The sequence below is a fragment of the Spirobacillus cienkowskii genome, assembly GCF_037081835.1.
GTDB classification, from domain to species: Bacteria; Bdellovibrionota_B; Oligoflexia; order Silvanigrellales; family Silvanigrellaceae; genus Silvanigrella; species Silvanigrella cienkowskii.
The window spans coordinates 387,501-401,275 of sequence record NZ_CP146516.1 but is presented as its reverse complement, the minus strand read 5'-3'; the positions used below and the strand labels follow the sequence as shown (position 1 = coordinate 401,275).

At 30.0% G+C, this 13,775-nt stretch carries 12 protein-coding genes and 1 rRNA gene; 2 read left to right on the top strand and 11 right to left on the bottom strand.

The features are described 5' to 3' along the window. Positions 1-29: 29 nt before the first annotated feature. From flhA to Spiro2_RS01660, 9 genes are read right to left on the bottom strand one after another with little or no spacing between them, the layout of a single operon-like run. Complete coding sequence (gene flhA / locus Spiro2_RS01700) at positions 30-2,144, bottom strand: flagellar biosynthesis protein FlhA (RefSeq protein ID WP_338636620.1); 2,115 nt, start codon at positions 2,142-2,144, stop codon at positions 30-32. A gap of 9 nt (positions 2,145-2,153) precedes the next feature. Next, on the bottom strand, positions 2,154-3,239 hold the full coding sequence (locus tag Spiro2_RS01695) for an EscU/YscU/HrcU family type III secretion system export apparatus switch protein (RefSeq protein ID WP_338636619.1): 1,086 nt from the start codon (positions 3,237-3,239) through the stop codon (positions 2,154-2,156). Between the two features lie 22 nt (positions 3,240-3,261). Beyond that, entirely contained in the window at positions 3,262-4,080 is an 819-nt protein-coding gene (fliR, locus tag Spiro2_RS01690; RefSeq protein WP_338636618.1) for a flagellar biosynthetic protein FliR, read from the bottom strand. Positions 4,081-4,089: 9 nt separating this feature from the next. Further along, positions 4,090-4,365: a flagellar biosynthesis protein FliQ gene (gene fliQ, locus Spiro2_RS01685; RefSeq protein WP_338636617.1), complete on the bottom strand. Its 276-nt coding sequence runs from the start codon at positions 4,363-4,365 to the stop codon at positions 4,090-4,092. A 10-nt stretch (positions 4,366-4,375) separates the two neighbouring features. Then, positions 4,376-5,209, bottom strand: a complete 834-nt coding sequence (gene fliP / locus Spiro2_RS01680; protein ID WP_338636616.1) for a flagellar type III secretion system pore protein FliP — start codon at positions 5,207-5,209, stop codon at positions 4,376-4,378. 23 nt (positions 5,210-5,232) lie between these two features. Beyond that, positions 5,233-6,288, bottom strand: coding sequence for a flagellar biosynthetic protein FliO (locus Spiro2_RS01675; protein WP_338636615.1), 1,056 nt, complete (start codon positions 6,286-6,288; stop codon positions 5,233-5,235). Positions 6,289-6,305: 17 nt separating this feature from the next. Further along, complete coding sequence (gene fliN, locus Spiro2_RS01670) at positions 6,306-6,734, bottom strand: flagellar motor switch protein FliN (protein ID WP_338636614.1); 429 nt, start codon at positions 6,732-6,734, stop codon at positions 6,306-6,308. Between the two features lies 1 nt (position 6,735). Then, positions 6,736-7,710 carry a flagellar motor switch protein FliM gene (gene fliM, locus Spiro2_RS01665; protein ID WP_338636612.1) on the bottom strand — a complete coding sequence of 325 codons (975 nt, stop codon included), beginning with the start codon at positions 7,708-7,710 and terminating at the stop codon, positions 6,736-6,738. Positions 7,711-7,713: 3 nt separating this feature from the next. After that, positions 7,714-8,433, bottom strand: coding sequence for a flagellar basal body-associated FliL family protein (locus tag Spiro2_RS01660; RefSeq protein ID WP_338636611.1), 720 nt, complete (start codon positions 8,431-8,433; stop codon positions 7,714-7,716). 165 nt (positions 8,434-8,598) lie between these two features. On the opposite strand from Spiro2_RS01660, the gene Spiro2_RS01655 reads away from it, so the two are divergent. Together Spiro2_RS01655 and Spiro2_RS01650 are read left to right on the top strand one after the other, a co-directional pair. Next, positions 8,599-10,773: a DUF455 family protein gene (locus Spiro2_RS01655; protein WP_338636610.1), complete on the top strand. Its 2,175-nt coding sequence runs from the start codon at positions 8,599-8,601 to the stop codon at positions 10,771-10,773. 32 nt (positions 10,774-10,805) lie between these two features. Further along, positions 10,806-12,086: a YihY/virulence factor BrkB family protein gene (locus tag Spiro2_RS01650; protein WP_338636609.1), complete on the top strand. Its 1,281-nt coding sequence runs from the start codon at positions 10,806-10,808 to the stop codon at positions 12,084-12,086. Position 12,087: 1 nt separating this feature from the next. Here the strand turns inward: Spiro2_RS01650 and Spiro2_RS01645 are convergent, their stop codons facing one another. Further along, entirely contained in the window at positions 12,088-13,509 is a 1,422-nt protein-coding gene (locus tag Spiro2_RS01645) for a DEAD/DEAH box helicase (RefSeq protein ID WP_338636608.1), read from the bottom strand. A gap of 96 nt (positions 13,510-13,605) precedes the next feature. Beyond that, positions 13,606-13,720: ribosomal RNA gene (gene rrf / locus Spiro2_RS01640) — 5S ribosomal RNA — on the bottom strand. Between the last annotated feature and the right edge of the window lie 55 nt (positions 13,721-13,775).

The following is a 13,775-nucleotide window of genomic DNA, read 5'->3' as shown; positions in this document are numbered from 1 at the left end:
ACACCCTTTAAAACATTTATTGACAAAATTTAAACTATCAATTCTAAGTTTTTAACATTAATTTCTGTAGGTATTTCATCATATGATAGCACAACTAAATGAGGGACATATCTTGAAACTAATTTATAAAATGCTTGCCGCATTCTTGCACTAATTAATAAAATTGGCTGCGTTCCTTCTTTGTCAAAAATTTGCATAGATCTCAATAATTTTTGCAGTATTTCCTGAGCATTTTTTGCATCTAAGTTTAAATATGTCGATCCATTTTCTGTTGTCACAAGACCTCCAGATAAAATGTCTTCGATTAATCTATCAAATGTAACAACAATCAATTCATCCTTTTCGTTTGTATACTTTTGGACAATATTTCTTCCAAAATTTTTACGACATTGTTCTGCAAGAACATCAGGATTTTTAATTATTCTACAATGATCTGCCAAGCACTCAAACAGGGTAAGAATGTCTCGAACTGACACGTCTTCACGAAGCAGGTTTTGCATTACCTTAACAATTTCTCCTAAATTTAATCTATCAGATTGCATAACTTCATCGACTACTTTCGGATTAGATTCTTTTAACTTATCAATTAAATACTGAACATCTTGCCGAGTTAACAAATCTGCAGCATGCTCTTTTAAAACCTTTGTAATATTTGTTGCTATAACTGTTGAGCAGTTTACAACTGTATACCCTCTAAATACGGCTTCTTCTTTATCTCTTTTATGAACCCAAATAGCAGGAAGTCCGTATACTGGATCTTTTGTTACTTCTCCATGAATAGGATGTTCGACAGTTCCTGGATCCATGGCTAAAAAATAATCAACCATTAAATTTCCAAACGCTATTTTGTTCCCTTTTAATAAAATCTGATACCCACCTGGCTCAAGTTGCAAATTATCCCGCAATTGTACTTGAGGAATAATTATTCCCATTTCTTGGGCAAATTGTTTTCTAATACCCTGAATTCTATCAACAATTTCGCCATCTTGTGCTGGATCGATTAAAGGAACTAATGCATGACCAACCTCTATTGCAATCATGTCAACTTTCATCAAATTGTCTAAACTATTGGTATCCTTTTCTCCTTTTTTAAGATCATCCGCATACTTTAAATTTTCATCTGTGATATTTTTTCTTTCAATCCATTTACTTGAAGCACGTCCTAAAAAAGCAAGAAATATAGATAAAGTAAAAAAAGGAATTTTTGGAAAACCAGGAATTATCGCTAACAAAAAAATTAAACCTCCAGCAATATAAAAAGCCTTAGGGTGAATTCTAATCTGATTTAATACTTCAACGCCCAAATTTCCTTCACTGGTTGCTCTTGTTACTATAATACCTGCAGCTGTTGAAATCATAAGCGCTGGAATTGCGCTTATAAGACCATCACCGACTGCGAGCAAAGTAAACTTTGCAACAGCATCAACAGGTGGCAATTTGTACATTAAAATTCCAATCGCAAATCCAACAATAATATTTACAAGTGTGATGATTATCCCTGCAATTGCATCTCCACGTACAAACTTACTTGCACCATCCATTGCACCATAAAAATCAGCCTCTTTTTCTACTGATTTTCTTCTTTTTTTAGCCTCATCAGCATTAATATGTCCTGCATTCAATTCTGCATCGATTGCCATTTGCTTTCCAGGCATTGCATCCAAAGTAAAACGAGCAGCAACTTCTGCAACGCGTCCCGCACCTTTAGTAATAACAATAAAATTAATAACCATAAGAATGACAAAAATTACAAAACCAACAAAAAAATTTCCGCCTACCACAACTTTACCAAACGCGACAACCAAATTTGCAACATCACCATCAGCGCCATGTAATAATATATTTCTTGTTGTAGCTACGTTTAACGAAAGTCTAAATAATGTTGAAATTAATAGTAAAGTTGGAAATACTCCAAATTCGAGGGGTTTTGTAATATATATGCTAACCATTAGAATAATTAATGAAACAGAAATACTTAAAGCAAGCATTAAATCAATTAAAACTGCAGGCAGTGGAAAAATCATCATTAATACAGTACCAATGATTACCGTTGCAATCATCAGATCAGGACTTCTAGATAGAAAACTTGATTGAGAGGTAGTCAATAAACCTCCTTCACCAATTTGATTTTGAGTATTTGACATAAATTAACCTCAATTTCGTTCAAAATATTTTTTTCCACGCATTTGATAAATATAACGAATAACCTCAATTATTGACTGATATAATGAAGACGGAATTTCTTGACCTACTTTTACTGTTTTATAAAGAGTCCGCGCCAATGGTTTATTTTCAACTATGATTATATCATGAATTTTTGCAATTTCTCGTATTTTAAAAGCAATTAAATCTTGACCTTTTGCGACAACAACAGGAGCAGTCATTCCTTTAAAATATCTTATAGCAACAGAAAAATGCTCGGGATTAGTTACTATAAATGATGCTCTCGGTACATCTTTTAAACTTTTTCTCATTGCAAAATCACGAGCGATTCTTTTTCTTTGAGACTTTAAAAGAGGATCTCCTTCATGTTTTTTTACTTCTTCTTTTAATTCTTGTTTTGTCATTTTCATGTCTCTATTAATTTTCCATAAATTAAAAGAAAAATCAGAAATACCAATAACAATACCAGCAATCGACATAATAAATAAAAGCTTAAATATTGAATTTCCAAATATTTTCATAAAATCAATATTATTATAAAAATAATCTTGAGGAGTATTTTTAATTTCATCTTTTAATACAAAATAAATAATCAATGATAAAATTGAGCATTTAAAAATTATTTTTCCAAATTCAAAAATAAAATTTGGACTAAAATATCGGTTTATTCCAGAAATTGGATTTACTTTAGCCAAATTAAATGTTACTTTTTTCCAAGACCAGTTAAATTTTGTAAATATCAGACCAAATAAAGATGGAAAAATTGTGCACATAAATAAAATAATAACAAGATGCGGAACTATTGGGGACAAAGAATATAATAAAATTTTTATTAGACTTGAATAGTCTACAAAATAATATGGAAACCCATTCCATGAACGTTCAAACGTCATTAAGAATGAATTAACAATATTTCCTGAAAAAAAATAAAAATATGCTGTAAATAAAATTAATGTTGTTGCAGCAACTATCTCTTTAGGATTGGCAATATTACCTTCTTCTCGAAATTGAAGCTTCTTTTCTTCCGTTGCTTCTTCTGTTTTATCTTGAGTTGAATTTTCTTCTCTATTTTCCATTATGTACCTTATTTTTTAATTTTTATGGAGATGAAACTGGAACAAAAACTCGTCGCATAGAGTCAAACCAAGAAACATCTTTTTGCATTCCATAATTGCCTAAAACAGAAATAAAAGAAGTGACACTTATATACATAATCAACATAGTAACTATAAAGCTAAAAGGAAAACTAATAATAAATACGTTTAAAGATGGAAGTGCTCGATTAAGCAAACCTAAGGATATATTAATTAAAATTTGTACAGATATTAATGGTGCAGCTAACCTTAAACCTAAAGAAAAAGCTTCATGCGCTATTCCAACTGCTACCTTGCCCAATGCTGTGGGATCCGCAGTAGCACCGATAGGGACATAAATAAATGATTTATAAATACCTTCAATAAAAATATGATGAACATTTAAAGTTAATATTAAAACAATTGCAATCCAGTTTTTAAATACCGAATATGCTGACTCATGCTCATTTGCACCTGGACTAAACATGGAGGCTACTTGAAAACCCATATTAACTCCAACTGCATGAGAAGCAATTGAAACAGCATAAAGCACTAGTTTTGCCGAAAAACCAATAGCAAACGCGAAAATAACTTCTCTTACAGTTGCCATCGCAAGCGTCAATGCACTCCACTGCATGAGCATTTCTTTTTGATATACCGCATCAGAAACTAGAGGATAAATAAAAAATGTTGCTGCTAAACCAAGAAGAATTCTTAAACGCGGAGGAACAGCTTGATCGCCAAATATTGGCATAAAAAAGAAAACTGTAGTAATTCTTAAAAAAACCATTACAGCAAGTGGCCAAGTCTTAGGGTTTAATTGAATAACAGATAAAAGATCCATTTAATAATCTTATTTTCCTCTTGATATTTCTGGTATTTTTTCATAAATTCTATGGGTATAATCGTTTAATTTTCTAAGCATCCACGGTGATAAAACAATTAATATCAAAATCATTGACGCAATTTTAGGTAAAAAACTTAATGTTGACTCGTTTATTTGAGTTGCTGCTTGAAAAACACTCACTAATAAACCAATAATCATTGCAATACCTAAAAGTGGAAGTGAGATTTCAACTGTAATATATAAAACTGATAATATAATATCTATTACTTGTTGACTATTCATAAATTAATCCCTAATTAAAACTTTTTATTAAAGAACCTGCTAATAGATTCCATCCATCGACAACAACAAATAGTATTAACTTTAACGGCAAACTCACTACAGTTGGAGGTAACATCATCATACCCATTGCCATAAGCACACTACTTACAATCATATCAATTACAATAAATGGTAAATAAACTAAAAATCCAATTTGAAAAGCACTTTTTAATTCACTAATAACAAATGATGGCACTAATATTCGCATAGGAACATCATCTTTTGTCATTGGTTTTTCTATTTTGCTCATTTGATAAAATAGTTTAAGATCATCAGATTTTACTTGAGACATCATAAATTCATGGAGTGGTTTTTGACCAACTTCAAGCGCTTCTTTAGTTGTAAGATCTTTTTGCATATAAGGAACAATTGCCGAATCATATATTTTTGTTATAGTTGGAGACATTACAAAGTAAGTTAAAAACAAAGATATTGCAATTATAATTTGATTAGGAGGCATTGTTGGTGTTCCTAATGCTTGTCTCAAGAATGAAAGTACAATTAAAATTCTAGTAAACGAACTCATTAATAGTAATATTGCAGGACCAAAAGTTAACAATGTAAGTATTGCAAGAACTTTTATTGCAGGAACATAATCATCTTGATTTTCGCCATTTGCAATATTTATAGAAAAAATTGGCATTTTATTTTCATTTAAGTTTAATTTATTTTGAACTGATTTATTATCTCCTTGCCAATTTTTTTCCATATTATTTGGATTATTATTTTTATTATCTTGCGCAAATAATGAAAACGACAGAAAGAATGAAATGAGTATTAACTTGAATAAAAACAATAATCTCATGTTAATCCCCTGCCAATTAAAATTTAGTTTAAAGGTTTCATAGAACGTAGTTTTTCTCTTATTAAATTAGTTACATTTTCAACACTATCAACTTCTTCCTCTTTCTTTCTTACTTCTTTTTTTGCTTCATTTTCAAATTGACTTGCTAAATACTTTGGAAATGGCTCAGATTTTAATTCTACCTTATCATCAATATCTAGCTGTTTATTCTTTTTTTGATTTAATGAATTTGCATTTATACTTTTAAGAGCTTTTAATAATATATCTGATTTTTTTTCTAAGCTCTTTTCATTCGTGCTATTTTCCTTTTTTTGTTCTATCTTTTCAATTATTTTTTTTTCCTGAGAAGGAAGAAAATATTTTTCGCTAATTTGTAATGCTCTTTTTTCATTTATACCTCCTCCAGCAGAAGAAGATGATGATGAACCAATTTCTGTTAAAAATGTTATTCCATTCTCTGTGTTTGATACTGCAATTTCTTGATCTCTAATCCTAAGTATAATTACTTGCCTTTTAGGAGATATTGAAAGGGTAGAAACAACTTCCATTGTTTTTTCTGATTTATTTAAAGAAAATAACCCTTGCTTTTTAAATCTAATTAAAAAGAATCCAAATAAAAATAAGAACCCGATAAATATTAATGATAATAATATTACTTTCCAAATTTCTGAATCACTACGAGTTGAGTCTTTTTCTGGTAGATCCATTAAATTTTTCTTTTTTATTTCTGCTTTTTTCTTTATGACATTTTTTTCCATTAATTTTTCTAAATTATCTGCACTTTCTCTTTTTTCAAGATTAATATTCAAGTTATTTTGACTATTATTATAAGAATCAATTCTTTTATTTTGTTCGTTACTTAAATAATTTTGATTTCCTGTCATATTACTTGAATCTTTATCCGTGGCTTCATTATTAAAAAATGAATTTATAATCTCTCGTCTAAATTGAGATTCATCATATTTTTTTTCTGGATACTTAATCGGCGGTACAGTAGACTCTTTAATTTGTTCAGCAAAAGAGTTATTAGTTAGAATTAAGCTATAAAATAATAAAAAAAATGACCGTTTAAATTTCATATAATACTCCATATTATCTAAACGCTATCTCCTGAATTTGATTCATCCATTCCAATACCGCTCATTACATCTGTTAACCGAACACCAAATTTTTCGTTAACAACAACAACTTCTCCCATTGCCACAAGCTTATCATTAACAAAAATCTCCATTGGTTCACCTGCCATTTTATCGAGTTCTATGACAGACCCTTGCCCAAGCTGCAATAAATCATTTACAAGTAGCTTTGTCCTTCCAAGCTCTACCGTTACTTTAAGAGGAACATCTAAAACCATTTTCATTCTTGAAAGATCGATATTCTTCATTGAGTCATCATCTTTTAATGACGGAGGTGGAGCTGCTGCAGCATCTGCCTCTGCTGCGGCATTCGCTGCAGCAGCATCGCCTTCATCTCCTCCTTCAAGACCAAAATCCTCTGGTCGAAAACCTTCATTTAAGTCTGCCATTTTAATTATCTCCAATTATTTCTGTAATTTTAATTGCTTTATTTCCGCGAATAATTCCAGGAATACCTCGAAATTTATGAATACCTTCGACTGTAATATCTAATGGTTTATCTGCATCACGATCTAAAAGTAAAACATCACCTTTAGAAATCTCCATAAGATCTCTTAAATTAATCCAGCAGCTTCCAATATTACATATCAAGTTCACACTGGTACCTAATAACTGAGTTTTAATTCTATTGATCCAAATATGATCAACTTCTAATTGTTCATTTTGAAATCCAACACTTAATTTTGATTTAATTGGTTCTAGCGTTGAATACGGAAATACTAATTTAATAGAGCCACTCATTTTTTCTAATTCAACATCAAATGCTGTAGAAATTACAACATCACTAGGAGGAACTATTGCAACAAATTGTGGATTAATTTCGGTTCTAGAATAAGTAATTTTTAATGGAAAAACAGGTGCCCATGCTTTTTCGAGATCATCAACTGCAGACATTACAATTCTTCTTGCTACTTTAATTTCAATTTGAGTAAAATCTTTACCTTCAATTTTTGTATAGGGAACATCAGAACCACCAAATAGACTATCTACCAATGCATACAAAAGTTTACTTTCAATTACCATAACAGCAGATCCACGAAGAGGATCTAATCTTAAAATATTTAAACAGCTTGGAAGTGGCAGAGAATTCATAAATTCTCCAAACTTAATTGGCCCAGAGCTATTTACTCCAATATTTGCAACTTTTCTTAATGCTGAAGATAATGAAATTCTAAAAAGTCTGATAAATCTATCGTGAATAATGTCCAAAGTAGGCATTCGTCCACGAATAATTCGATCTTGATTTGCTAAATCATAATGGACTATACCTGATGCATCTTTTGGTGCGTCGCTACCTTCAACTCTACCATCAGATACAGCATTTAATAGTGCATCAACTTCGTTTTGACTTAATACTTGATCCATGCTTTACTCCACAAAAAATTCAGTAAAGTAAACATTTTGAATTGGCCTATCTGTAACTTCATTAATTCTATTTAAAATTTCTCTTCTTAAATTTTCTTTTCCATTTTCTGAAATTAAAATAAGTCGCGTCTTGCTTGTTACTGAAGTTATTACAATATCCTTAATTTGAGCTTCTCGCTTTTTTAATTCTAGTCCCTGATTTTCGCCACCTCTATATTCAATTGCAATTGCAATCCTGATAAATCTATTTTCAATTGCATTTCCAAGATTTAAATCTATTTTAGGAAGCGAGAATGTATCACCAAAATTTGCTGTTCCTTTAGGTTCTTCTGGTTTAGCATTTGGATCACTTTTAGGTGGTTCAGCCTTTTTATTAGGATCGTCCTTTTTAGGTTCATCTTTCTTAGGTTCATCCTTCTTGTGCTCATCTTTTTTTGGTTCATCTTTTTTAGGTTCACTATTTTTCTTGTCATCTTTTTTTTCATCCTTATTACCGGCATTTTGATGTGGATCATGCTGCTCTTGCGCAACATCATCATGGTTTTTATTACCACCTAAGGTTTTCATTATAAAAAAGCCACCAACACCAAGAGCAACTAAAAGAACTCCAGCTATTCCAGCAATCAATACTAATTTGTTTTTCTTATCGCCTTTTGTAGGACTATCATTTCCTTTTTCGTCACCTTTTTTTTCATCAGCCTTTTTTTCTTCGTTTTCCGCCATAAAATTTTCCTTAACCACTAAATATCATTATGGTGAAATTTTTATTGCCATCTTGATTCAAGTTTGCCATAAAAATATTGAGCAGGTTTGTTCTTTATGTCGCATAAACTATCGGCAATCTTTTCCAACGTATGCAATATCTGCCGTGTATTAAGGATTAAATTTATGGAATTAAATGAGTTTGCAGAAATAATTCTATTTGGTCAGAATATTAACAGTGACAAACTTTTGAAGCCCATTAATTTAACTGACAATAAAAAATACAAGGCAATAACTGCACCAAAAAGTCCTGGTAGGCCAGCTGAACTCAAGGCTAGAGATGATTCTGCAATAAAAAAAACTAAATTTCCCAATAGAGAGCAAATTTATCGTAACGAACAAAGAGGATATATTCTTCATTTTTTTGCAAATCATGAACTGTTAGCAATGGAAATTATGGCTTTAGTATTATTAAAATTCCCAGATGCACCAAAAACTTTTAGAATGGGAATTGCGAAAACAATTTTAGAGGAACAAAATCATCTATCTTTATATATAGAAAGAATGCACCAATTAGGGGTTAGTTTTGGTGAAATTCCAGTTAATTCGTTTTTTTGGAATTGTCTGTCATCACTTCAATCGCCTTTTGAGTTTGTAACTCAAATGAGTATGACTTTTGAGCAAGCAAATTTAGATTATTCGTTATTTTATAAAAACTTAATGTTAAAAGTTGAAGACCTCATAACGGCATCGATCCTTGAGCAAGTGTATTTAGAAGAGATAGGTCACGTCAAACATGGAGTTTCATGGTTTCATAAATGGAAAGACCCTAATGTTTCAGATTGGGATGCCTATACAAATGCTTTAAAATATCCTCTAACTCCAGCACGAGCTAAAGGTATACTTTTTGATGAAGCAGGAAGAAAAAAATCTGGGCTAACTGATAATTATATTAAAAAGTTATCCTTATTTTCAACTTCTAAAGGTAGACCACCAAGTATTCTTTTTTTTAATCCAGATTGTGAAAAGGAAATTGCCAGAAAAAATATTGGTTTTACTCCCTCATCTACAATTAAAAACCTTAAAAATGACTGCTCTTCTCTAATGCAATTTGTTGCTTCAAAAGAAGATATTGTTTTAGTTGAAAGAATTCCTGGAAATGATTTTTTAAGTAAAATTCAAGCGTGTGGTTTTGCAATACCCGAATGGCAATTAGTACAAGATAATAAAATTATTCTTAAAAAATTCTTACATAACTACGTGAGTTCACTAAAACCCTGGGGGTGGAGTCCAGAAAGTATTGCTTTTTTAAAATTATTTAAACCAAAAATGATTAGTAAAAGTGACTTTCAAAATAATATTTTTAATGAAGATTTTTTTAATATTAATATTAAAATTATTTATTCTAAAATATACTCTTTAGAGGTACTAAATAAATTATTAAACCATTTTGAAAATTTTAGAAACATCTTTCCTTCTCCGGATCAATTACCTAAAATTGCTTTTTGTTATGATTCAGCAATTAAAATTATTTCTGATTTTTTTAGCGCTAATAATTATTCTTTTATTGTTATTAAAGCACCATATGGATGTTCTGGACAAAACATGAAAAAGGTTAGATCTTGTGATTTGACTAAATCAGAGAGTAACTGGATTAAAAAAATTCTAAAAGAACAAAACTCTCTTATCATTGAACCGTGGTTTAATAAAGTATCAGATCTTTCCTATCAATCTAAAATAACTGAATTAAAAGAAATTATAAATATTGGTTCCACAGAATTTTTAACAAATCAAAATGGTCAGTATAAAGGCACATTCGTTGGTTCAAAAAAATTTCACCATAGCTTAAACTATAAAAAATTCTTTTATAATAATTTTAATAACACGAATGGAATTGAAGAAATTCTTAAAGCAGTTTCTACTTTTGTAGGTGCTAATCTTTTACAAACCAATTTTGAAGGTCCATTTGGCATCGATGCTTTTATTTACGAAGATAAAAATTCTACTTATGGATATAGAATTAAACCTTTGTGTGAAATCAATCCTCGTATTACAATGGGACGTGTTGCTCTAGAAATTTCAAAACGTATTCAAACTGGTACTTTTGCCATTTGGGTTCACCTAAGAATTTCAGATATACTAAATGCTAATTTCACAAATATTAGTGACTTTATAGCGTGCATAGAAAAAATCTGCCCAATAATTTTAGATAGTAATACTTCAAATACTCCTCTTATTAAAGAAGGCATATTATTTACCAACGAAGCGCTCACTGCAAAATCAGTTCTGACAACTCTGATTGTAGGCAAAAATGTACTTGATACCTTTACATCAACGACAGGAATTAAGATAATTAACTAAGTAATTAAAATTTATTAATTATCGAGGAAAAATTGAGAGTAAAATTTAAAAATCTCGTTAAACATTTAAAATTGAAAACAAAAAGACCTAGACCACGTGAAATTGTTTTTGCTTTAAAGAAAAACCTAATATTTAAAAAAATAGAACTTATTATCAAAGAGTCATTTTACACTGTACATCATAGTGAGATACTTGAAAAATCAGCATTGCTCACGTACATTTCTATTCTTTCAATTGTACCTTTTCTTGCAGTTATATTTACATTTATTCATTCATTTCATGGATTTAATAATTTATTTACAAAAACATTAAATCCACTAATATTGCGACACTTTGGTACAGATGTAGGGCCTGACATCTCAATTTATCTTCAAACAATTGTTTCAAATCTTAAGTTAAGAGATCTTGGAATTATATCTTTTGTTACTTTTCTTATTACAGTCATGTTACTTATTTTAAAAATCGAAGACATTATTGATAATATTATGGGTTTTAGCAATAATACAGGGTATATTAAAAGAATTTTAAAATCTTGGTCAATTATTACCATTGCTCCTTTTATTTTTAGCATAATACTATTAAAATCTGACAATTTTATTAAATTAATAAATTTCAGCAATTCTTTTTTTTACTTTAATTATAGCACAAACACTTTTAGAAGTTTAATTGGCATTTTTTTTGAATGGATATTTTTCATATTTATTTACTACGTAATGCCAAGTAAAAGAGTGAGTTTTACGTCTATTGCAATTGGTGCTTTTATTGCCTGCGGATTATTTGAATGCTTACAATTTATTAATATTTTTCTTGTAAAAAAATCTCTTGCATATAACCCTATGTATATGTACGGATCTGTTCCTATCATTGCATTACTATTTTTTATCTGGCTAAGAGCAATATGGGTTATTATTTTATCTGGAGCAGCCTTTACAATATCTTCACAGAAAATACTTTTTTATAATATAAAAAATGAAAAACAAAACATACCTATTCAAGGAGTCATTGATTGCATTAATATATTTAAAACAATTCTTAATCAGTATCAAATAAATAATCTTCCATCTTCATACACTTTTATTCAAAAAAATACCAACATCGAAAACCAACAACTTGACGCTTATTTAGAGTATTTAATTAAAAAAAATGTGATTTGTATTACACATCAGGGCACAAAAAACCCTAACTACTTTCCGACATATAGATCAATTATTGAATTCAAAAATGATACTTATTTAAAAAATATTTTAATTGACTATAATGAAATTGGCAAACAAAATTACGAGGAAATTTTAAAAACTTTAAAAATAAATTAATTTAATTAGATTCTTTTATCTTAACAAGGAGGTTTTTTATCTTTAAATTTTTATTTAATAAAATATTTTTATATTCTTGATTTACTTCAACATGAGAAAATCTATCAAATATATATATATTCCCTATATCACCTTTTAATAAATTAAACTCATTAATTAAAGCCCCAACAATATCTCCTGGTCGAATTTTATCTTTTTTTCCCTTGTTGATAAAAACCTTCAAATAATGTGTAGTATTTTTAGGAGAAATTATTTGTGAACTCTGATCTTTTTTAAATTGTTTAAATTCAGAGTACTCAATTTTAGCTTCTTTCATTAAGTTTTCATAAAATTTAAAACTTTTGTTTTCGCAAAAAGAAACAACTGCGCCATTATTGCCTGCACGTCCAGTTCTACCTGAGCGATGAATATAATCCTCAATTGTATAAGGAAGATCAAAATGAATCACATATGGCAAGTTAGAAACATCAATGCCTCTCGCTGCAATATTTGTAGCGACAAGTATATTTAAACTACCGGTTTTAAAATTTCTTAAAATACTATTTCTGTAAACCTGTCCAAGTTCTCCAGAAAGTGCATCAACATTAAAACCATCTTTTTTTAAAACACTTGCAAGCTGGTGAACATTTTCTCTTGTATGACAAAAAATAAGACACTTATTATTATCGCTATTAATTACTTTAGAAATAATTTCTTTTAATAATTGCTCTTTGCTTTTTTTATCTGCTGTTTTTACATAAAAGTGCTGAATTAAATTTTGAAGCTGATTATGATTGTTAGTCAAACCATCATTTTGGACAGATGCAGAAATATATTTACAATCTTTGAGTAATAAATTTTCTAAGTCAGAAACTTCTGAGTTTTTTGTAGCAGAAAACATTGCGACTTGAATACCGCTTGGCAAATATTCAACGATTGCTTCTACTTGATCTGAAAAACCCATATTAACCAATATATCAGCTTCATCTAACACTAAAGTCCCTATTGTTTTTAAAGAAAGAATTTCTCTTTCTAGTAAATCAATAAGTCTCCCTGGTGTAGCAATAATTACATGAGGTTTTTTAACAATTTCCTCAATTTGAGCCGAAATAGGAGTGCCGCCAAAAGCTGTCCGAATTAAAACGTTTTTACCTTCATTTTGCAAAACAAGCTTTGCAACTTGGTTAGCAACTTTAGCAATTTGGAGTCCTAATTCCCGAGTAGGAGTCAAAATTAAAAGTTGTGAATTTCGAGATGAAACATCAACTTTTAATAATAAAGGCAATACAAATGCTAATGTTTTTCCTGATCCTGTTGGCGCTAGCCCAAAAACTGAGTTACCTTGAAAAATAGGCTCTATACACAATTTTTGAATTTCTGTTAAATCAGATATCGCAAGTGGTTTTAAATAGTTTTCAATAAATAGTGTATCGGTAAAGTTCATAAAAGGTACTTAATTAAAAAAGACTAAAAAGGTATAACCGATCTCAATAAACCGTTTTACTATAAATGGCTGCATCAAGGAGGTATAAAAAAATAAAGGCTGCACCGAGCTACTCTTCCACACCTAAGGGTGCAGTACCATTGCCGCAGGCGGGCTTGACTTCGGAGTTCGGAATGGGATCCGGTATTTCCCCGCCGCAATCAGCACAGCCAAATCGAGACTAGAACGTGAGGTTCTCAGTTTTTAGGAGAGAAGGGGTTCACGTA